The organism is Sphingobacterium sp. BIGb0165, assembly GCF_024810095.1.
Classification (GTDB): domain Bacteria; phylum Bacteroidota; class Bacteroidia; order Sphingobacteriales; family Sphingobacteriaceae; genus Sphingobacterium; species Sphingobacterium detergens.
In genome coordinates this window covers 187,877-209,847 of the sequence record NZ_JANUEB010000010.1, presented here as the reverse complement: position 1 = coordinate 209,847, position 21,971 = coordinate 187,877, and the positions used below count along the sequence as shown (strand labels likewise).

Here is a 21,971-nt window from a genome sequence, read left to right as displayed (position 1 = left end):
ATAATGAATATTTTTAAGAGAATTTTCAGAATCGGTCAAGCAGAAATCCACGCTGTAGTGGACAAAATGGAGGACCCCATCAAAATGACGGAACAAGGTATCCGTGAGATGAAAGAAGACCTAGAGCAATCGTTGGAAGCTTACGCAAAAGTAAAAGCGCTAGCCATACGAACGCAAAATAATTGTGAGAAGAAAAAAGAAGAGGCCAATGAATTTGAAAACAAAGCCATTTTATTATTGCAAAAGGCTCAAAAAGGCGAACTTTCCACTGAAAAAGCAGAGAACTTAGCCAAAGAAGCCCTATTACTGAAAAAGCAATTGTTGATCGAAGCCACCGAATTGGAAAAACAAGCGACAATCCACCAAAGCTCAGCAGAAGAGTTGCACAAGAATGTGGATATACTTAAATTCAATATATCCAAATGGGAAAGTGAGTTATCGACATTAAAAGCAAGAGTTAAAGTATCCAATGCAGCCAAAATGGTCAATCGACAACTTGCTAATATTGATTCCAACAGTACCATTTCCATGCTGGAACGCATGAAGGAAAAGGTCGAAGAGGATGAGGCTCTGGCGAAAGCTTATGGCGAAATCGCAACAGGCAACAAAAGTAGGATAGATGAGATCAATGAGAACATCGGTGGTTCGGACTCTGTCAACAATGAACTGGAAGAGTTAAAACGAAAATTAAATAACGATGCGGAGATTTGAGTATAAAACAGTCAAAATCGAACCCAAAGGTTTCTGGGGAACCAAATTGGATCCGGACAAAATCGACGAGATCCTGAATGATCTAGGTAATCAGGGCTGGGAATTGGTTGCGATGCAAGACCTAGAGGTCAATGGTCACTCTTGGTCATTTCATTACACGTTCAAAAGAGAAAAAATTTAAAAGAAAATACGATGACAGAATTAATCAATATCTTATTCAACCCATTATCAAATGGCATCATGACTGTCCTGACAGGACTTTCTGTAGTGTATTGGTTTTTTATGTTTCTCATGGGCGATGGTGTACATCTATTTGATGCGGACGCCGATGTAGACTTACATCCTACTCCTGATGTCAGTGACGTAGATGGCTCGCATGATATGAACACCGATGGATCAGATCACCCACACCATCATACGGACTCCGATACGCATACTGAACCGGGCTTTTTTGCCAAGGCAATGGATTATATCAATGTCGGAAAAGTGCCGATCATGCTTATTGTGACCATGTTTAAATTCATTGGCTGGGTGATCACCATTGTATCTTCATTGTATATTGACGTCGCATCCTGGGGAATAAAATCGGTATTGATCTTAATTCCTGTTTTTATCGTTACGTTTTTCTTAATGCATTTTCTGACCAAACCGCTCGCAAGAATGTTTAAAAATATTGGCTATAATGGCGAAGAGAGCCATGACTTCCTAGGTCGCATGGGAAAAATGCGCGCAAGTATTGAAGGCAAAAAAGTAGGTTCTGCTGAATTTATCATCCAACAAGACCCTATCCGTCTTAATGTCGTGAGCCATAATGGTGAAAAGATCGGCTATGGAGATGATGTCATTATCGTGGACGAATCCAAGGACAAAAAATATTATTATGTCACCAAGGAAATCACCATAGACAATATTTAAAATTGATGAGCAAAACAGAAGCGCCATGTCAGCCATAAGCTTGCACAACCAAAATCTAAATACTAAAATCTAAATAAATACTAATCATATGCTATATCAACCTCTTTTATTTTTAAGCGGCTTAAACGGAATTATATTGCTAATTGTCGGTTTAGCTGTCTTTCTAATTTTTGCATTCTTTGTTGTACTGAGTGCATTCTATAAAAAAATCCCACAGGGAAAAGCGATTGTCCGGACGGGGGTCGGCGGGACAAAAGTTGCCTTCAATAAGGGGATGTATGTCGTTCCTGTTTTCCACAAGATGGAGATCATGGACATCTCTATCAAAAAAATTGAGATTGCCCGTATGCAGAGCGAAGGGTTGATCTGTAAAGACAATATCCGTGCAGATATCAAGGTGGCCTTCTTTGTCCGTGTCAACAAAAATGTGGATGATGTGATCAACGTTGCCCAGAATTTGGGATGTGACCGTGCAAGTGAGCCTGAGACTTTAAAAAGCATCTTTGAATCTAAATTTTCTGAAGCGCTAAAGACCGTAGGTAAGAAATTTGATTTTATAGAATTGTATGAAGCGCGTCGTGAATTTCGTGATGAAATCCTCAATATCATTGGTACCGACCTGAACGGTTATATCCTTGATGACTGTGCTATCGACTATCTGGAACAAACAGATATTGAACACTTAAATCCCAGCAACATCCTGGATAGTGAAGGTATCAAGAAAATCACCGAGCTGACAGCAAAACAAAATATCAATGCCAACTTCATCCGTCGTGACGAAGAGAAATTGATCAAAAAACAAAACGTAGAAGCACGTGAGGCAATCTTAGAACTGGATCGTCAACTTGCCGAAAAAGAAGAAAAACAAAAACGTGAGATCGATAATATCAAGGCGCGTGAAGAAGCCGAAATAGCAAAAGTACGTGAGGAAGAGCGCTTGAAATATGAAAGTGTCCGCATTTCGACCGAAGAGCAACTGGCTGTACAGGAAGAAAATAAGCTGCGTCAGATAATCATCGCCGAGAAGAACAAGCAACGTACAGATGCTGTCGAAGCAGAACGTGTGGAAAAAGACCGTGCACTTGAACAGACAGAACGTGAGCGTATAGTCACTTTGGCTCAGATTGACAAAGAACGTTCGATTGAGACCGAAAAGAAAAGTATTCAGGGTGTGATCAAAGAACGCGTCCAATTGGAAAAAGGTGTTATCGAGGAACAACAAGGAGTCAAAGATATTGAAGTATTCCGCGAAGTAGAACGGAAGAAACAAGCAGGCGTTATCGCAGCATCACAAGAAGCTGAAGAAAAATTAATTTCTACGGTAAAAGCTGCTGAAGCAGCGAAAATTGCTGCAGAACAAGAAGCTGAGAAAAAAGTAATTGACGCTGAAGCAGCACGTAAGATCGCTGAAAAACGTGCACAGGAACTATTAATAGACGCCGAAGCAAAAAAAGAAGCGTCACTCAAAGAGGCCGAAAGCCGTAAGATCATAGCTGAAGCACAAGCGAAAGAAGAAGCCGCAATAGGTTTATCGGAAGCCGAAGTAATGGTTGCAAAAGCCGAAGCCGAAGAGAAGCAAGGTACTGTACAGGCAAATGTTATTGAGAAGAAAGCTGAAGCTATGCGCAAAGAAGGTTTAGCACAGGCGGAAGTTGTTCGTGAAAAAGCGCTTGCGGAGGCAAAAGGTATCGAAGAGAAAGCTGAGGCCATGAAAAAACTGGATGGTGTGGGTAAAGACCACGAAGAGTTCAAATTACAGTTACAGAAAGAACGAGACATCGAACTCGCACAGATCAATATCCAAAAAGATATTGCACAAGCACAGGCTGGTGTATTGTCAGAAGCGCTTAAAACAGCGAAGATTGACATCGTTGGTGGTGAAACCATGTTCTTCGAAAACATTGTACGTCAGGTATCCAATGCCAAAGGTTTTGACCATCTGATCGACAATTCGAAACATGCGACTGATATCAAAAATTCACTATTGGGCCCGGACGGGAAAGGTGATCTTGCTGAAAAAGTGCGTGGATTAGCAGATAAATATGGGATCTCATCCAATGATATCAAGAATCTAACAGTTTCTGCGGCGTTGATCAAGTTGCAGCAAGCGGCCACAGACGCCGAGAACGGTGAAGATGCCGGTTTTATCAATTCCCTATTTGGGTTGGCAAAAAACTTAGGCATTTCCAATAAAAAGCTGTAACCATATTTATCATCTTGAGCCTTGTAAAGCGTCAAATCTTAACAGGCTCAAGATAAATATCCTAAAAACCAAAGCAATCACATGATACGTTTTATCCTATTTTCTATTTTTCTGTGCTTAAACACCCTATTGGTAACTGCCCAGACAGTTCAGCAACGATTGGATTCACTATTCCAATCCTTGAATCAGGACGGTGAATTCAGCGGAGCATTCTTGGTCGCCGATGGCGGAAAAGTTGTTTTTGAGAAATATATAGGTTTTGAAAACCCCGTTAAAACGGAAAAAATAAATAGCAATAGTCGTTTTGAACTCGCTTCAGTCAGCAAGCAGTTTACAGCGATGGCCATTATGCAGTTGGAAGAACAGGGTAAGCTTTCCTATGAGGATGATATTACCAAATATTTCCCGCGTATAAAATTCAAAAATGTGCGTATCAAAAATCTATTGCGTCATACCTCGGGAATACCGGAATTTTTGGCTTGGGATCAGCAATGGATCGATAAGAAAAAAATAAATACAAATCAGGACTTCCTCAAAATAATTGAGACAAAGATTGACAGCACCTCCTTTAAGCCAGGTGATCAATACACTTATTCGAATACAAACTACCTGCTCCTGGCTCTTATTGTAGAAAAAGTATCTGAGCAATCTTTTGCTTCCTATATGCAGCAGCATATATTCAAACCCGCCGGAATGAAAAACACGTCTGTATTTTCGGCGCGTTCACCCAATGCTGACCTTAAAAACTACGCAAAAGGAATGGCCTATGATGCGAAGACCAAGAGCTTCAAAAGTGTTGATGACTTTCCCGCATTTAGCTATCTAACCTATTTTGATGGTGGAAGTGGCCCCTATGGAATAAGTAGTACGGCTCAAGATCTCTTCAAATGGAATCAGGCTATCCAAAACAATACGCTATTAACGCGTCAAAATTTCATGAAGGCTATCTCTGTCGATACGCTCAATAATGGCAAATCCATTAAAATGGCAGGTTTGTACTATGGTTTTGGCTGGCTCTTTACCGACAGTACCAACAGTGAAAGCAAGATGCATTTTCACACAGGGGGATATCCAGGCTATAAAACGATCAACATTCGAGATTTTAAAGAACAAAAATATTTCATCGCTTTAATGAACAAATGGAATACGGTTGATGTATATCCGTTGACATCCGCTGTTAATGCAATTCTTCAAAAAAGAAAAGCTCCAGTTATTGAACGTGAAAAATTAACGGGAGCGATCATACTTGTGGAGTTTCAGATCAAACAGCTTTTAGGGACATATGAATACACAAAACAACCTGAATTGAAGTTCAAAATTACAGCTGATGATAATGGCAGTCTATTTGCCCAGTTATCGGGACAGTCAGCCATCGAAGTCTATCCGAAAAACGAATTAGAGTTATTTTATACGGCTGTGCAAGCAGAGCTGAAATTCAGCAAAGAAAATGATCAGATCACAGCGCTGACGCTGTATCAAAATGGTCAGGAATTAAAATTCAATAAAGTTAAATAAGTCAAGAACTAGCGGAACTTATGCCAGAAGAAAACGTAATAAATCAGAACGATAGCCTTGATCAGGGTGCATATGAGATTATCCGAAAGCGACTTCTTACACAAAAAGAAGAACTAGCGACCAAGCTCCAACAGTTGAATGAAGCCCGTAAAGAAGTCTTCAATTCAACGAGTTTTGTCCTCAAAGCCAATCAACGGATCACCACAGAAAACAACTGTGTCGCCCGCGGCATTCTGGCCTTGGATAATCAATGTATTTTCGGGTATAACGTGCATTTTGGACTGCGTACCGAGATCAAACTGGAAGATGTTTTCAGTGTTTATGCATTTGAGAATAATCAATTTATTCCGCAGTCCCTCGACCTGATCAACGATCAAAATTTCATCTCAGATTATCAAAATCTATATAAATACTATAGGGACTCCATATTCTCCAAATTCCGTAGGACGGAGAACTATTTGTACATGATTTTTCAGACCAGCAAAAATCCTGCTGATCTCAAAGCATTCAAATGGTTAATCAAAGATGGTAAGCTCCAGTATCAAGATGACCGCAGCATTCATGAAGCCAAATTGCCCAACCAATTTGAATTTGACTGGACAAAAACAACGCTCGATGATCGTAGATTGGGAAAATATCCCCATATATCCATTATGGATAAGATCTTTATTGAGGCGATCAATGGCGACATCACCTTCAAGATCGAAAACAATACAGACAGTGGCAAAGGGATTTATTCCGAAAAAGTGGTCAATGCAGACCAACAATTGGACGATGCCGATTATTACTATGCAGATCTCGGCAATCTTATTGCGGTACGCATCAAGCCTTACCAGGAAGATTTCAGGGCCTTTGTCTATAACCAACGGACGAAGGAAGTAATCAACCTCAAATCACTGAATGAATCAGCAATATTGTTACCGGACAATCAAGGGATTATTTTTTCCAATGGATACTACTTACAAAATGGTACTCACAAGGTTTTTGACGCCCAGTTTGACCATGTATCATTCCTGCGTAGGATAGCCTCCCCCAATGGTGAAGATTTTCTGTATATATTCTGTCAGGAGGAAACCAATACCTATATCCTATTGTCCTATAACATCATCCAGCAGCATGTCGAGACCCCGATTATCTGCAACGGATTTACCCTGTTCAAAGATGGTAGCTTAATTTATTTCCGCACCGAAGCGGAAGCCACCAGACATCATCAGGTGCAGATCTGGGAAACACCCTATATGGCCATGCTCAAAGAAAATGAGCAGAAGAAAGATGATCCCCTTTACAAAGTAGGTAATAAACAGATCGTGCAGGCGATGGCCGAGGCACAGGAGGTCATACAGCTGATCAATAAAGAGGACAGCTACGAAGGTTTATACGAAGATATTCTCAAAAAGTCCACGGTTTTATTGGATTCCTATTTCTGGATCAAAGATGACGCCTTATCAAATCTTGGCCAGCCATTAACACAGATCAAGGAAGTCGCCAATACCGCTATAGATGAGTTCGTCAAAGTACAGGCGCAACGCAAACATGCCGCAGAATTAAATATAGCAGCAGAAAAGAAGATGGAAGAACTCACCTTCTCCATCAATAGTACTGTTGTGGACAAACTTGATCAGCTCGTCCATCAATTGGCCGACTCCCGTCGTCTTCAGGGTGAAATCATCGACCTTAAAAATGTAAAATATATTGATCCGGTCAGGATAGATAGCCTATTGGAAAAATTGCAGGGCATCACCTCCGAACTGGCCGAAAAAACCATTGCTTTTCTCCTACGTGATGAAGCTCTGCTTCCTTACGAACAAAAGGTGGAACAGCAGAAGAAAAATGTGGAGGCTATTGTTAAGGTCTACGATGCCAAAGCAATCGAGGAAGCCAATTCAGCCATTTCAAGTGAACTGGAACTATTGATTGATATACTCAATAGTCTAAAAATTGACGACTCCACACAGACAACCAAAATCATTGAGAAGATTTCGGTTATCTTCTCTTCGTTAAATGAAGTGCGTGCACAGCTTACGCGAAAACTCAATTCATTGAAGAGTACGGAAGCAATAGCCGAATTCTCTGCGCAGCTGACCCTGTTGGAGCAATCCGTAACCAACTACCTCGAGCTGTCAACGACAACCGAAAAGGTAGACGAGTATTACACAAAAGTCATCGTTCAGCTGGAGGAGCTCGAAAGTAAGTTTTCTGAATTTGAAGATTTTGCTTTAAAGATCGCGGACAAACGTGATGAGGTTATCAAGGCTTTTAATTCTCGCAGGGAACAAATTGTTGAACAGATCAACAAGCGTACATCCTCGCTCGAACAGATCGGTCTTCGTGTATTAAAGAACATTGAAAACAAGTCCAAGACATTTGCAACGCGGGAAGAGATCCTCAGCTTCTTTGCCTCGGATCTGATGATCGACAAGATCAGACAGTTGGTACAGGAGCTAAAAACACTACAGGATGTCTCAAAAGCAGAAAACCTTGAAAATCTGTTAAAGAAATCACAGGAAGATGCCTTACGCGTTTTACGCGACAAAAATGATCTCTTTGTTGATGGCGAAAATATCATTGCGCTAGGCAAGCATAAGTTTGCAGTCAATAGTCAATCCCTCAGCCTGACCTTGCTGCGCAGAAATGATGAACTGTATTTCCACCTGACTGGGACAAGTTTCTATCAAAAGGTGCAGGCCGAGGAAATCAACAGTTTTCAGGACATCTGGGATCAGGAACTTGTCTCTGAAAATAAGGAAGTCTATCGTGCAGAATATCTTGCATACAAAGCTTTCGTTGCTTCGAAAGGACAACAAGATTTTGATGCCGCATTATTTATCACACAGACCGTAGAGCAAAGTTATTCGGAAGGTTATGTCAAAGGAGTTCACAATGTGGATGCACTGTTGATCTATGATACGGTCAAACAGTTGGATACTAAATTGGATCTGCTTCGCTATGATCCCCTATTGCGTACGATGGCTCAGCTATTTTGGCAATCCCTCTCAGATGATCAACGAACAAAGCAGCTGGCACTGATACATTCTACCTACACGATATTAAAAACGTTTCCAAATTCAAATCGTTACCAGTCTGTCATTGATGAACTGACCAAGTTATTCAATACATGGGAGACACATTTGGATCGCTCCACCATTCATGGCCGAGACCTGGCGACTTATCTTTTTCAGACGTTTACAAGCTACAATACCTTTGTCGTCAGCGAACAGTCCGACGAACTGAAAAAGGCGTTTATTCGATTGCTGGAATCCAAGAAAAGTTACAAGCTATTTGAAGCGGATATTCAGAACGAACAATTTAGCTTGGTAGATCGCTTTTACCTGACCTTAAACTGGCTCAACTCCTTTGTGGACGAACATGCGGAATATCTTACGCTACGCAAATATATTGAGGAAGCAGCGATCATGTTGCTTTACCCGACCCATGAGTATCACCTGATCATCGCAAAAGACCAAGCACATATCAGCGGATTAAAAGGCAATCATACGATCCTGAACAACGGAGAGGAACATATCCAATATCATGAGTTTTTAGCACGTCTGGCGCAATTCGCTGATTATAATGTACCTCGTTTTGTGGCTTTCTCCACATTGAAGGAACAGCTTGCGAAGTCCTATGCCAAAGAACTAAAGATCGGTGAGTTTGAGCCCAAAGTACTGACTTCCTTTGTACGTAATAAACTGATCAACGAAGTTTACTTCCCATTGATCGGAAATAACCTCGCCAAACAGCTGGGAGCCGCAGGCGACAACAAGCGTACGGCCCGTATGGGAATGCTTCTATTGATATCGCCTCCGGGTTACGGTAAGACCACCTTAATGGAATATCTTGCCAAAACAATGGGCTTACATTTCGTTAAAATCAATGGTCCGACCATTGGTCATTCGATTACATCCATTGACCCGATTGAAGCGAAAACATCCGGAGAACGGGAAGAGCTCAAAAAGATCAATCTTGCATTTGAGATGGCTGACAATGTCATGCTGTATCTGGACGATATCCAGCACTTAAATCCGGAGTTTTTACAGAAGTTCATTTCCCTTGCCGATGGTCAACGTAAGATTGATGGTATTTTTGAGGGCGAGAGCAAGACCTATGACCTCCGTGGCAAGCGCTTCTGCATCGTGATGGCCGGAAATCCATACACAGAGAGCGGCTCTAAGTTTCAGATACCCGACATGCTTGCCAACCGTGCCGACGTGTATAATCTCGGTGATGTGATCGGTGACACCGAAGCATTATTCAACCTCAGTTTGATTGAAAATGCGGCGATTGAAAACAGCTACCTCGAAAAGATTGCAAGCAAATCGTTTACCGACTTCTATTCCCTGGTCAATTATGCGCAGTCTGTTATGGATCAATTGCCCGATTTAGAGGGCAACTATCTGAAACAGGATGTTGATGACTTTATCGCGGTGCTGCGACATGTACTGAAAATCAGAAATGTCGTAATCAAAGTGAATCAGAATTATATTCAAAGTGCCGCGATGCAGGATAATTACCGCACCGAACCACCATTCAAAATGCAGGGATCCTATCGGAATATGAGCAAACTGGTTGCGCAGGTGGTACCGATGATGAATGAGCAGGAAATTGATCAGGTTCTTCTCGCGCACTATGAGAGCGAATCGCAGACACTGACAGCGGATACTGAAAGTAACCTCCTAAAACTAAAAGAGCTTGCCGAGCTGTTAAATCCTGTTGAACAGGAACGTTGGGAAACCATCAAGGAAATCTTCCGCAAGAACAATAAACACGGTGGACTAGCCAAAGACGATAAAGTATTCGGTCAGCTACTGGACTTCAATGAAAATCTGGAAGGTATTATTCAAGCAATCCGGGAGTATAAGAATTAAAACCATAAACTTAATTTTTCTCCATTGGTCTATCCGAACCAATGGAGAAAAATAATTTATCAAATGATTTAGCAACGATGGTATCTACAGTCCTTTCGAAGCGCAATTGCCCTATTTTACAGCTCCCGAAGAAACGGTAAATATCCCGTAATCGTCAATAAGCATCCGCTCCTTGATCACGCCATTGTAAGCCATAATCCGATCGAGTTCTTTCTGCGAACGCCGGCGCATGACCCAATCTTTCTTCTGATGACTGTTCAGCACATAAGAAATCATTTTCAATTGTGGATGCCATGGCTGTCCGGTATAGACCAGATGGCTGTTTTCCTCACAAATGGAAGTCGCACCATGTACCGCCCTGCTCGCCATTTCATTGTTGCCAAACAATTCGAAAATACCAGAGATCACCACAATATTAGGTTCAAAATCCAGTTTGCTGTAAGTCTCCGGATCAAAACAGTCGTAATTGCTGAAACGTATTCCTTGGAGCCCTTTCTTCTTGATGATTTTCTCCCCCACTGCAATATTTGACAACATAAACTCGTTGATCACGATCTCCACCTCAGGATATTTTTCTTTGATGTCAAACAAATAATTTCCGGTACCGCCAGCGATATCCAAGATTTTCACAGGCCGACCTGTAGACTTGACCTGCTCAATATTCTCTTCTAATAGACGTAATAGATGCTGTTTGCGTATACGGATTCCTTTCCAGCCGATCGCTTCCAAGTACCCTTTATCGATGACTTTACCCAGCCCCAACCTGCCTTTCGGCTCATTGCGATAGACGTAATCCAATGAAATTCCTGAATCAAAACCAAACTGAAGCCCTAAGTTCATGCCATGACTCAATGATCCGATCTTGCCTAAAGTCCATTTCTGAAAAGCATAGTTAAGCTTCTCAGCCGCAGGCATCACCTTATGGTACAATTTCTCATATTCTTTCACCGAAAACTCATCAGGCTCCAGCCCCTGTTCAGGCTTTTGCCTTGCATAGGCTTTCGTAATAAAATCTTTTAAATAGGTATAGACTTTCTGTCTGTTGGATTCAAACAGGATACCATGATAAAAATTACGTAGGGTAATAAATGTCTTTAGCTTGGAAGCGATGGTCACGAAGAATTGCTTTTGCACCGAGTTTTTAACCACATAGTCCTTTTCAGCAGATAGCACAATCACGGGAATATCGATTGCGGCTGCATCGTCTACGATACGCACACCAGCTTTCAATAGATCGACCAATAAAGCGCCGTTAATGGATTTTGAGATTAGGGGATCAGCATCATAAGCCTGTTGTTGCTCAATATCATGGGTCAGTACCTTCGCCTTGACATAACTTTGGATAACAAGATCCTTTTTCAGCTTGGTTCCAAGCGCAATCATCTGGTTGGCCAATGGCACATACAGTTTAATCTCAAAGGCAGGGGCCAATAAAGCCATACCTGCTATCGGAGGGGCAAAATCATGTACCCAAGCACTCACAATGACCCCAGCAATACTATTGGCGATGACAAAGACATCCTTCGTATCAACCGCATATTCGGCGCGGATATAGGCCACAAAACTGTCCAGATCGCGCACATTATCCATGAAAACCGGTGATACAGGCACTTTGGTATGGCCATGTCCACGCAGATCAAATGCAAAGATGGAATAATCGGCAAACTGTGGGTCAGTAGCCATCTCCTGCAGGCGTTCTGAATGTTCATGCCCACGGTGCAATACAACTAAAGCCTTTTGTCCCTTTTGATAATTCCAAACACGATATAGCAGCTCCCCTTGATCGAAACTCTTAAAATAACCTGATTTCATCTTTTTATAATTTATTCCATCAATACAATGGCGTATGTAATTTTAGTATCTATTCAGATATGGCTCTTAAAAACAAAGACCAAGCCACCCTTTTTGATTAGGATCTGCCCGCGACGATAATTTTCATCAACTGGATCGCATGATCCCGCAATACCATATGCCTATTGATCGACTTCACCTGATCAATAGCTTTATTTAAATCTAAAGATAATAATTTCTGAGCCATCAGAATAGCAAAAATCATGCTCCTACTATAACCCATTATACAATGAATGATCATATTTTCATGTTCATCCAATGTGCAATAAGCGGATACCATTGCGTCTATGATCACATGGGCATCATGCACATCGATCTCCGCAATATCCAACAAAGGGAAAGAATAATACTTTTCCATGGCACCCAAGAGTCTCACTTCCTCCAGCTCAGCTGCGAGGTCAAAAACAACCAGATTGCGATCCAATCCCAAGGCTACAAGTTCCGAAGCGTTCAACCTTGGGCCCACATAACAGCGAGGTAGTAACTCCATCAGCGGGGGATTATTTTTCTTTCTAAAAAAACGCCACATCAACCGGTACACAAATTGGTAAGGAGCGTAAAACACCTTCTTGATCAGTGGTATTCGACCCCGATGATCCTTTAAAAACCTTGTATTACCGCACAGGTAATTGTAACCAACCGCAAAGCAGACTAAGGCTACCCAAGCAAAAACAATCAGCGGCAATACATATCCTTCACAGAGGAGTGCCAGTAGCGTGAAGATCCACCCGATGAGGTAATAACTATTCGCTGGTTGTTGATTTCTGCCCCACTCCTTATTTGGAAAGAGTATAAAACTGACCTGAACCAGTATGCAAGCTGTCAGTAGATCGATCACATGGTGTTGATATACGGTCAATGTTCCTAAGCCCATCAACAGAAGCCAGATGCCCAAGATTATTTTCTTCCATCCGTTGAACTTCCAACGTAGCACAGACCAAAAAAGACAGGCATAAGCGATATGTAGGGAGGGCGCCTGATTAAAAGGCGAATCATATTCCTTTAAGAAGGAAAAGAAAATGGTAAACAGAGGATTTTCAACCGACGGTCTGTCAAAAGAAAACCGCAGCGGAAAAAGGAGAAAGCACAATGCCGCAATCAGGGTAACAAACGTAAATCGCTTTGCATAGCACAGGAGCTCCCCTTTTTGTCGACAGTAAAACGGCACGAGGCAAAAAAACAGTCCACTGCTCATATAGGGCAGGATCATCCATGGAACAAATGGAATATACCGTTCAAAATCGAATACAAAGGAAGGTACCGCAGCTAAACTGGAGGCGTAGGTTGCTGTATAGGGATAGGTAAGTTGAAAAAGTAACAAGCAATAGATGGCAACAAGGAGCTGCCCGCCTACTTTCTTTAATCGTTTTTCATCCATTTGGCTTTCCTAAACATGATTTTACTTAATAATACATGGGGAAGCAGGCCTAAAAACCCCATCAGCCATTTCATACGCGTCGGAAAAATCACGATATCTTTCTTTTGCTGTATCGCTTTTAAGATGCGTTGTGCGGCATCGTCTACACTGATCAAAAAGGGCTTTTTAGAGAGATCCTGCTGATTAAGTTGACGGAGCTTGGTTGTATCCACATACCCTGGTGCGATGACTGTCACTGCAATCCCATACGGAAGCAATGCCCTTCGATAAGCATCAGCCACTTGGATTGCGGCTCGCTTTGTTTTGCTGTACAAACTTGAATTCGGAAAGCCTAAAGTTCCCGAGACGGATGCTATTGTTGCAATCTGCCCCTTTGATTGTCCACGCATGGCTTCGCTGGCGACTTCAAAGCAGTTCAGGGTACCCAGCATATTGACTCGGAGCATCGCACTTGCCTCTTCATAACTGATACGTTGTGCCACATCATCGGCATAACTTCCTGTACAATTGATAAAAAGATCCAATGCCACGTGGTTACAGAAAGAATCAACGACATCAGCCAAAACATCTCGATTACATACATCTACTTCAAACTTGATGAGCGCATCGTATGCTGGCTGATTGGTCAACTTCGAAAGGTCTCGACCACATACAGCAACATCAGCCCCCTGTTGGAGGTAGCATTGTGCTAGTGCCAAACCTATTCCGCTTGTTCCGCCTGCTATAAATACCTTCATTTTATACAAAAAAAATAGCGATTATATTACCCGCTTGATCGGGCTATCTTGTCAAACAAATAAACCTTCGGTTTGTGTCTTTTAAAGTTCCAGTGTCTTCCGATATCCATAATTCCACTGTGCTTCCATAGCGGTGGCAAATTCATCCAGACTTGTCGGAAGGGACAATGTTATTTCAAATCTACGCCAATCTATGCCTTTTTTACAATAGTTTCCTGCTAACTGTTCCGCAGCATCAGCCGTATCGATCCATCGGATCCCCTGAAATTGCTGACCAATATCCCGCAAGCGTTGGTTTCCGCTGAAGCCCAATACTGCCCTGACCAATCCCTCTTCCTGCAATTTATAACTCTGCTTCCGCTCACAGATAACTTCTGTAGCCAAAGACTGCGCCAACTCTACAGGTACCAGATCAATAGCTCCACCGGCATAATATTCCCCATTCCGCTGTATCGGCTCAATATAAAACATATCGGACATGGAAATACGAACAGCCTCCAACAATGTTACCACCGAATTTATCGCTATCGTTGCGGAAACAGCACTTTGTCCATAATTTTCACCTTGAATTTGAATGCTATCCAGATTTACGTTCGATAGTGCATTTGTATTCCCCATCAGGATTTTCTGATAGAGCTTACGGTGGCCACGGCTCTCCCCAACTTCCGAACGGTCAAAAAGTATTTTCGAACCAATAATAATCGACGGTATTTCTTCCGAAAATGGGCGGTTTAAAGTTGGTAATAAGGGGGAAAGATCATGCTCCATATTGACCAGATAACGATCAAAGACATCTTCCAGATAAGGAGCAGATCGTTTATCCCACTCCTTTTTTAGCACATACCACCCCAGTTTACCCAGATGACATTGTTCCGTAAGCCGATGTCCACAGAAGAAGCGATAAAACTCTTCGGATTGGAGATAAGATTTCCGCTCTGCATCCGTTGCAAAAGCCTGAATAATCGCAGCGGCCAATGATCCACCACAGGTAGCAATCAGTAAATCCGGTTTTAACCCCAGTTCCTCCAACGCGGCATACATTCCCAAGTACAAGCCAAAACGAGTACCACCTCCTGAAAATAAAACTGCCCGTTGATAATTCATTTAGCAATATATTAGGTATGACATTCGAGACATAAGATTCTGGTTTTACTTACAAATTCGTCATTTCTATCAAACAAATCAAACCATAAAAAACAGGTGCATTAAACACCAAGCTATCTATCCGATCCAGTAATCCACCATGTCCGGGGATTAATGTACCTGTATCCTTGACTCCCGTCTTGCGTTTCAAAAAGGAGAAAAGCACATCACCACAAAATCCTAAAGAACCAAAGAGCAGACCAAGCAACGAAAAGCAGATAAAATCCCCAAATGGCAACAACAGATAGCCCAAGATATTACTCAAAATTACCGTCAGCCCGATACCACCGATACATCCGGCAACAGTTTTGTTTGGACTGATACGCGGAACGATCTTTCGCTTACCAAAGAATTTACCCATTAGGTATTGGAATACATCGTTCAATTCCGTTAAAACGATGATATAGGCCACAAGCCGTAATCCCATCAGCTCATCCTGATTGATTTCTACTGCCCGGATAAAGGCCAGCTGGCTGAATGCAAGCAGACAGGCAGCCGCTCCAAAGGTCATTCCGATAGCAGCACCTACCGCTGTTTTCTGTCTGAACCGGAAAAACAGCCCAATCCCTATGCACAATAGTGTCGCCCAACATAGATAGGCGCTATATGAACAGTAGATTAAAAGGATCAGCTGCAATAAACCAGCTACAATAGCAAAAGGCAACGCAAAACTAAAATTGGGCACAAACATCTTCATAAATTCGCGCATGCCCTGAAACGTCAGCCAGGAAACAAACAGCAATGCTATTGTTTGCGGAACGAAAGCAATCGCCAGTACCAGTACAATGTACCCCCAGCTTCTAACTCGGACAGGTACGTCAGCAAATTTGTCCTTCGGATTGGATACTTCACTCATGTACCACCAATGCCTTTCTCAATCGCGTTATCGAACTCAAGACCAATAACAAACATAGCATAGCAAAAATATAGACGGAAATAGTCGTTATCGAGATCTGTAACAAGCTCAAAATACCATATACGCCGAGCAGCAGTGCACGATCACTTTTCCCCATCGGCCCGTCATACCGACGATCATTGGCGACAACTTTTCCAATGAGACCACAGAATTCATTAATGACACTCAACATAATAAAGCATACTACCAGATATAAACTCTCGGGATGAAATTTCAGCAAGGGGAAAAAGATCAGGACATCCGAGACAATATCGCCTACTTCATTCAAGACTTCCCCTTTTTTACTTGTCTGATTGAAAAGACGGGCCATCATGCCATCCAATGCATTGAAGGCCATCCGCAATAATAAACCGATCGGTAATGCCAAGAACAAAATTGGCATCCGGTCAGCATACCAAAACAATACTGCAATAACCAAAGACAAAACGATCGAGCCAATAGTAATCTGATTGGCTGTCACCTTTTTCCGATGCAAGAAAGTCAGAATCGGCATCAATAACTGCTGAAACTTTGGTTTTAATTTATAAACAGAAATCATATATGCGCTATATAGCTTACTTTTATTATTTTTTTTAAAAAAAACTTTTGATAGTGTAAAAAATACACTATATTTGTATCATCATAATTTAGGTTTATAATTGGTTATTTAAGGTTTTCATTCTCCCCGATTGAAAACCTTTTTTTTTGCCCCTAAATCACGAACTACCATCGCCCGCCTGCGCCTCCACCACCTGAAGAACCACCACCAAAACTTCCACCGCCGCTACTACTGGATCCACCGCCACCAGACCTGCTCGATGAAGACCGCACTTTAACAGGTATAGTATGCTCACCATGGGATACGCGATGGCCACAGTTCTTACATTTATCAAAACGTTCTTCCAAGCCCTGCGAACTGTATGTTGCAGATCGAATCGTATGTGAAAGCCCCGTTTCAAACGTACGGTAATGACATTGAGGACAATCAATGTACCCCGCGTTTTCATCCCAGGGAACCAACTTGGTTTCATTGCTTGTCTGATCTACCCAAATCTCATAAGATCGACTACCAATTTTCTCCTCCATGAGTTGTCCCTGATCCAGGTAAGCACTTTCTCGAATAGATACATCATCCTTATTCATCCGTAACCAGCGTCCAGAACCATCCGGAGGGGTCAGCCGCAGCTCATTCCTTCGAATCCGCTTATTTATCCCAAAAAGATCAAACAACGCCAAAGGACTTAGCAATAAAGGGACAAGTCCCCAAATGCGAAATTTACGTAAGGCTTGCTGGATATTCTCCTCATCGCGATAAGAATTGACAATCTGCGTACGACTCGCATTATATTTCATCGCCAATGTAATACTGCCAAATATAAAAATAAAGTAAGGAAGGTTCTTCCATTGATAAACGACTTCAAAGTTGTTCAATGCAAAAGCACATATAAATACACTGGCAAACATCAACATCCCCATACAACCACAGCCGCTGACCAGTGGTGGAAAATACTTACTTTTCTTGGTCAGTTGCCCTTTTATCGCGCGGGTCACCTCACCCAACCAGATATAACAGATAGCAAATAAAGCCAGCACCAAAAGTGAATTTCGCAGGATAGGACTGCTGAAGCTCCAGATCGGAGTTGCCTCAGGCATCAGCCGTTCCAATTCAGCCTTGCTATCAGGCGACATTAGAATGGTTTTGATAAACTGTGAAGCCTCAAGAACTCCTTGGTCATAATTTCCGTCTCTAAAATTAGGCACCAGATACTTCTCACCGATCCGCTTTAAATAGGCATCCGGCAATGTACTTTCCATCCCATACCCCGTAATAAAACGATATTCCCGCCGATCTTTGGCAATAAACAATAATAGCCCATTGTTACTCCCCTTCTTGCCGATACCCCAGGTATTAAATAGTTTAAGTGCAAATTCAAAATCGCTGTCACCGACATAGTCATTGACCAATACAATGGCATACTCACTTTTGGTAGCTGCTTCGATCTGTGTGGATAGACCATCCAGTTCAGCGACGGTACCCGATGACAAGATGCCATCCGGATTGGAGACAAAATAGTCTTGCCCTTTCTGCTTCGGACTAGGTACATTATCGACAGTATACTGTGCCAATACCGGAACAGCATTTAAACAGCTGCTTAGCCAAAGTAAAAGGAAGATATAGAGTTGATGTGATCTATGCATATTTTTTTAGAATAACTCAAACAACAAAATTTGGTTCATTGTCACGATATTAAGAAAAAAAAATCAAACAAAGGTTTCCATCAAAAAAAAGCCCATAATCAACCGATTATGGGCCTGTATAATTCAATATTCGTTTGAGACTCTCCGTTCTATTAATGTATCCTAGCAATTACTTTATATAATCGTTTTGTTGAGCTACAGCCACCGTACGCGGGCCTGTTTATCGCTATCAATGACCAAGCCAGTGTAAAATCAAGACACCGATCAATCCAATAACAGAAACGAGCGTTTCCATCACCGTCCATGAGCGAAACGTATCCTTCATGCTCACTCCAAAATAAGATTTAAACATCCAAAACCCCGGATCGTTGACGTGTGAGAACATGAGACTACCCGCTCCCGTCGCTAACACCATTAATTCGGGAGTAACATCTCCTGCCTGCACAATGGGAAGCATAATGCCCGCTGCCGTGAGCCCAGCAACACTAGCCGAACCGATAACCAGGCGAATGATACCGGCTATTAACCATGCAAGCACAAGAGGCGACAAACTAAGGTCTGCGGTTAGGTCAGCGATGTAGTTCGCTACACCACTATCTACCAAAATTTGCTTGAAGGCGCCTGATGCTGCAATGATAAAAAGGATCATCATTATCCCGCGAATTGCTTCTTCCACACTTGCTGACTGCTCCCGCAAACTTTTGCCTTGGCGGATACCCATCGTGTACATTGCCATTAGCGATGCAATCATTAAAGCCACCACCGGATCACCCAAGAAACGTAGTGCCGTCAGCCAAGCGGAGCCTTCTGGGAATAGTAGATGTGAAAATGAACCAACAGCAATTAAAAGTATTGGAAACAGCCCTGTAAATATACTAATTGCAAATCCGGGAAGCTCTCCCCTATCTGCTTGATTGTGTTCAGGAAAAAACTCGGCCGGTGGGTTGGTCGGAATACGCTTAAGCATCCTGCCAAAGAGTGGTCCACCGATAATTATAGCAGGAATTGCCACAACAACGCCATAGGCCATTGTTAAACCTATGTCCGCATTGTAGGCAAGCGCTATGGCCGTAGCTCCCGGATGTGGTGGCAAATAACCGTGCGTCACGGACAGCGCTGCCAGCAATGGAATAGCTACGTAAAGCAAGGGCATTTTATTGGAAGCACATACCATGAAAACAAACGGTACTAAGACAATAAAACCGACATTGTAAAATAAGGGAATTCCTACTAAAAAGCCTGTGAGAACCATGGCCCAAGGCAAGTTCTTTCTGCCAAATACAGCTGTGAGTACCGTCGTAATCTTTTCTGCAGCACCACCCTCTGCCATCAACTTCCCCAGTAAAGACCCGAAAGCCAACAAAAGTGCCAACTGGCCCATGGTACTGCTCACTCCGGTTTCAACAGATTTAAGGATATCCATGGCGTTCATATTCATAGCAAAACCGACCGCAACAGAAGTTATCAGTAATGAAAAGATCGTGTTTAACCTGATGACAGTGACCAAAAGAAGCAGTAAAGCTACTCCCAAAATAACGATGATTAGAGGCATAATAATTTATAGCTAGTTAAAACTCACCTTCCAATATGTGGTACAGGTGTTCAAATTTCCGGAAATTCTTCATATATACGGCGTGATTCTCCGCACTCGGTTTGTAATAGCGCTCGGTATTTTGTGTTCCCTCCGCTTGCTTGTTTTTTACGGTAAGATCACCCCTATGTATACCCAATGCTTCCAAGCCTATCAATGCCGCTCCCCATGCAGAGCTTTCTACCGTATTTTTGGTGAATACAGGTCTATTGAAAATGTCTGCAAGCATTTGCACCCACAACGATGAACGCGCTAAGCCACCGCTTGCAAAGATCGTATGAATGGGGCCGGTGTTCTCCTCTAATGCGATTCCTACACTGTAAATTGCAAACAACATCCCTTCCATCATGGCCCGTGCAAAGTGCGCCCTACCATGATGCAACTGTATTCCAAAATAAACGCCTTTTGCATTGGAATTCCAATGTGGTGCCCGTTCACCGGTTAGATAGGGCAAGAATATCAAGCCCTCTGCCCCGGGAACGACGGAGTCTACCAAAGCATTTAACAACGCGGAAGGATCTCCATCCGCTTCCTTTTGATTAAATTCATGCAAAAAATTATCCCGAAACCAGTTGCGTAATACACCGCCATTGTTAACCGCTCCACCAATTATATATTCATTTGGTCTCAGTAGGTATGTAAATAGCCTTTGTTTTTTTTCTTGATTTGCCTGTGAACTTGCTACGCGAATAGCACCACTGGTACCGACAGTTACCGAAGCCACCCCAGGACTTATAGCCCCTACCCCGAGATTAGCCAAACAACCATCGCTACCACCTATAACAAAAGGGGTATCTTCAGGGATGTGCATCAAGGCCGCAATTTCTTGGCTAGGCATATTTAAAACATAATCGACCGGAACTGGTGATGCTAGTTGCTCTTCCGATATGCCCGTCAATCTTAACGCCTGCTCAGACCATGTTAGCTGATGTATGTCGAAAAGCCCTGTTGCAGATGCAATGGAATGATCGACCACATAAACTCCAAAGAGCCTGTAAAAAAGAAATTCTTTGATACCGATAAACTTGTGCGACTGAGCAAATAATTTTTGATCGTTAGACTTTATCCACATTAATTTGCAAAGCAAAGACATGGGATGTATTGGTGTACCCGTCTGCTGGTACAACAGCCTGCCCGCCTCACTTGCCTGCAAGGCAACCGCAATATCCTCGCTTCTGCGATCTGCCCATATCATGCAATTGCTAAGTGGCTTGCCCACCGAGTCAACAGCGATCAGTCCGTGCATAGCACTGCTCACTGAAATACATACGGGTTTCGGTATCTCGGCACTAGATTGCTTTAAGCCAATCATTACATGTGCAATAGACTCAATACATGCGTCATAAACAATCTCCGGATCTTGCTCATACCAGCCCTCCGACGGGTTTAATATGGGATAAGGTATACTATGCTGCGACAAGATGTTACCTTCGTAGTCAAATGCAACAGCTTTCGCAGATGATGTCCCAATGTCTAATCCAATGATCATAAATAAAATTGATGTTTAGGAGAGTTCAATATACGGATTATCTGTTGGTTTACAACAAAAGACTCAATACCAGCGAAGTAATTGAAGCGAGAAAAGCGCCTCATACATCGCCGACAACGGTTTCGCCAGGTATTGAAAGATGCTATCGCAAACGGGATACCCGTACCCGGATACGTAAACGCACTCTCTTATTTTGATGCCTACCGATCGGAAAAATTACCTACAAATATTATACAAGCACAACGAGACTACTTTGGCGCACATACCTATGAACGTATTGATCAGGAAGGTATCTTTCACACGCTTTGGGATTAAGGGACAAAAGTTTGAAGATTCGATTTAATCTTCGTTTAAAACGCAAAAAAGCGACTTTATATATAAAGCCGCTTTTTATAACTGAGCCTCCTATCGGGATGAACCAATGACCTACTGCTACAAGTCAGTTGCTCTACCAGCTGAGCTAAGGAGGCTTCGTTTAC

The 21,971-nt window shown here is 42.4% G+C and carries 16 protein-coding genes and 1 tRNA gene; 7 read left to right on the top strand and 10 right to left on the bottom strand.

Features of this window, described 5'->3' with window-relative positions; genetic code table 11:
• Positions 1-3 precede the first annotated feature (3 nt).
• From M2408_RS22410 to M2408_RS22385, 6 genes are all read left to right on the top strand, one after another.
• Complete coding sequence (locus M2408_RS22410; protein ID WP_259186787.1) at positions 4-711, top strand: PspA/IM30 family protein; 708 nt, start codon at positions 4-6, stop codon at positions 709-711.
• Positions 698-892, top strand: a complete 195-nt coding sequence (locus tag M2408_RS22405) for a DUF4177 domain-containing protein (RefSeq protein ID WP_120261779.1) — start codon at positions 698-700, stop codon at positions 890-892. Before M2408_RS22410 ends, M2408_RS22405 begins: the two co-directional genes overlap by 14 nt.
• Positions 893-903: 11 nt before the next feature.
• Positions 904-1,626 (top strand): YqiJ family protein, encoded by a 723-nt coding sequence (locus M2408_RS22400; protein ID WP_259186783.1) that lies wholly within the window; start codon positions 904-906, stop codon positions 1,624-1,626.
• 88 nt (positions 1,627-1,714) lie between these two features.
• Entirely contained in the window at positions 1,715-3,829 is a 2,115-nt protein-coding gene (locus M2408_RS22395; RefSeq protein ID WP_259186781.1) for a flotillin family protein, read from the top strand.
• 81 nt (positions 3,830-3,910) lie between these two features.
• Positions 3,911-5,344, top strand: a complete 1,434-nt coding sequence (locus M2408_RS22390) for a serine hydrolase (protein ID WP_259186779.1) — start codon at positions 3,911-3,913, stop codon at positions 5,342-5,344.
• A gap of 20 nt (positions 5,345-5,364) precedes the next feature.
• A complete protein-coding gene (locus M2408_RS22385) occupies positions 5,365-10,209 on the top strand; it encodes a DNA repair ATPase (protein ID WP_259186777.1) in 4,845 nt (1,614 codons plus the stop codon).
• Positions 10,210-10,320: 111 nt separating this feature from the next.
• On the opposite strand, the gene M2408_RS22380 is transcribed toward M2408_RS22385, so the two are convergent.
• The 9 genes from M2408_RS22380 to M2408_RS22340 all read right to left on the bottom strand — a co-directional run bounded on the left by M2408_RS22380 (position 10,321) and on the right by M2408_RS22340 (position 21,492).
• The gene (locus tag M2408_RS22380; RefSeq protein WP_259186775.1) at positions 10,321-12,021 is read right to left on the bottom strand and encodes a bifunctional alpha/beta hydrolase/class I SAM-dependent methyltransferase; all 1,701 of its coding nucleotides are present in this window, start codon (positions 12,019-12,021) and stop codon (positions 10,321-10,323) included.
• A 97-nt stretch (positions 12,022-12,118) separates the two neighbouring features.
• Positions 12,119-13,438 carry a phosphatase PAP2 family protein gene (locus M2408_RS22375; protein WP_259186774.1) on the bottom strand — a complete coding sequence of 440 codons (1,320 nt, stop codon included), beginning with the start codon at positions 13,436-13,438 and terminating at the stop codon, positions 12,119-12,121.
• Positions 13,420-14,175 carry an SDR family oxidoreductase gene (locus M2408_RS22370; RefSeq protein ID WP_259186771.1) on the bottom strand — a complete coding sequence of 252 codons (756 nt, stop codon included), beginning with the start codon at positions 14,173-14,175 and terminating at the stop codon, positions 13,420-13,422. Before M2408_RS22370 ends, M2408_RS22375 begins: the two co-directional genes overlap by 19 nt.
• 81 nt (positions 14,176-14,256) lie before the next feature.
• The gene (locus M2408_RS22365) at positions 14,257-15,279 is read right to left on the bottom strand and encodes a patatin-like phospholipase family protein (RefSeq protein ID WP_259186769.1); all 1,023 of its coding nucleotides are present in this window, start codon (positions 15,277-15,279) and stop codon (positions 14,257-14,259) included.
• A 49-nt stretch (positions 15,280-15,328) separates the two neighbouring features.
• Positions 15,329-16,174, bottom strand: a complete 846-nt coding sequence (locus M2408_RS22360; RefSeq protein ID WP_259186767.1) for a phosphatidate cytidylyltransferase — start codon at positions 16,172-16,174, stop codon at positions 15,329-15,331.
• A complete protein-coding gene (locus tag M2408_RS22355) occupies positions 16,167-16,772 on the bottom strand; it encodes a CDP-alcohol phosphatidyltransferase family protein (RefSeq protein WP_259186766.1) in 606 nt (201 codons plus the stop codon). Before M2408_RS22355 ends, M2408_RS22360 begins: the two co-directional genes overlap by 8 nt.
• Positions 16,773-16,936: 164 nt before the next feature.
• On the bottom strand, positions 16,937-18,412 hold the full coding sequence (locus tag M2408_RS22350; protein WP_259186765.1) for a YgcG family protein: 1,476 nt from the start codon (positions 18,410-18,412) through the stop codon (positions 16,937-16,939).
• 229 nt (positions 18,413-18,641) lie between these two features.
• Positions 18,642-19,964, bottom strand: a complete 1,323-nt coding sequence (locus M2408_RS22345; RefSeq protein WP_259186764.1) for a gluconate:H+ symporter — start codon at positions 19,962-19,964, stop codon at positions 18,642-18,644.
• A 16-nt stretch (positions 19,965-19,980) separates the two neighbouring features.
• The gene (locus M2408_RS22340) at positions 19,981-21,492 is read right to left on the bottom strand and encodes a gluconokinase (protein WP_259186763.1); all 1,512 of its coding nucleotides are present in this window, start codon (positions 21,490-21,492) and stop codon (positions 19,981-19,983) included.
• Positions 21,493-21,573: 81 nt separating this feature from the next.
• Between M2408_RS22340 and M2408_RS22335 the strand changes: the two genes are divergently transcribed.
• Entirely contained in the window at positions 21,574-21,807 is a 234-nt protein-coding gene (locus M2408_RS22335) for a hypothetical protein (protein ID WP_259186762.1), read from the top strand.
• 84 nt (positions 21,808-21,891) lie between these two features.
• On the opposite strand, the gene M2408_RS22330 is transcribed toward M2408_RS22335, so the two are convergent.
• Positions 21,892-21,962 (bottom strand) — tRNA-OTHER (locus M2408_RS22330).
• Positions 21,963-21,971: the final 9 nt, after the last annotated feature.

Bases quoted from the DNA above. Each gene is read 5' to 3' on its own strand.
- M2408_RS22410 (WP_259186787.1), top strand. From the start codon at position 4: ATGAATATTTTTAAGAGAATTTTCAGAATCGGTCAAGCAGAAATCCAC.
- M2408_RS22405 (WP_120261779.1), top strand. From the start codon at position 698: ATGCGGAGATTTGAGTATAAAACAGTCAAAATCGAACCCAAAGGTTTC.
- M2408_RS22400 (WP_259186783.1), top strand. From the start codon at position 904: ATGACAGAATTAATCAATATCTTATTCAACCCATTATCAAATGGCATC.
- M2408_RS22395 (WP_259186781.1), top strand. From the start codon at position 1,715: ATGCTATATCAACCTCTTTTATTTTTAAGCGGCTTAAACGGAATTATA.
- M2408_RS22390 (WP_259186779.1), top strand. From the start codon at position 3,911: ATGATACGTTTTATCCTATTTTCTATTTTTCTGTGCTTAAACACCCTA.
- M2408_RS22385 (WP_259186777.1), top strand. From the start codon at position 5,365: ATGCCAGAAGAAAACGTAATAAATCAGAACGATAGCCTTGATCAGGGT.
- M2408_RS22380 (WP_259186775.1), bottom strand. From the start codon at position 12,021: ATGAAATCAGGTTATTTTAAGAGTTTCGATCAAGGGGAGCTGCTATAT.
- M2408_RS22375 (WP_259186774.1), bottom strand. From the start codon at position 13,438: ATGGATGAAAAACGATTAAAGAAAGTAGGCGGGCAGCTCCTTGTTGCC.
- M2408_RS22370 (WP_259186771.1), bottom strand. From the start codon at position 14,175: ATGAAGGTATTTATAGCAGGCGGAACAAGCGGAATAGGTTTGGCACTA.
- M2408_RS22365 (WP_259186769.1), bottom strand. From the start codon at position 15,279: ATGAATTATCAACGGGCAGTTTTATTTTCAGGAGGTGGTACTCGTTTT.
- M2408_RS22360 (WP_259186767.1), bottom strand. From the start codon at position 16,174: ATGAGTGAAGTATCCAATCCGAAGGACAAATTTGCTGACGTACCTGTC.
- M2408_RS22355 (WP_259186766.1), bottom strand. From the start codon at position 16,772: ATGATTTCTGTTTATAAATTAAAACCAAAGTTTCAGCAGTTATTGATG.
- M2408_RS22350 (WP_259186765.1), bottom strand. From the start codon at position 18,412: ATGCATAGATCACATCAACTCTATATCTTCCTTTTACTTTGGCTAAGC.
- M2408_RS22345 (WP_259186764.1), bottom strand. From the start codon at position 19,964: ATGCCTCTAATCATCGTTATTTTGGGAGTAGCTTTACTGCTTCTTTTG.
- M2408_RS22340 (WP_259186763.1), bottom strand. From the start codon at position 21,492: ATGATCATTGGATTAGACATTGGGACATCATCTGCGAAAGCTGTTGCA.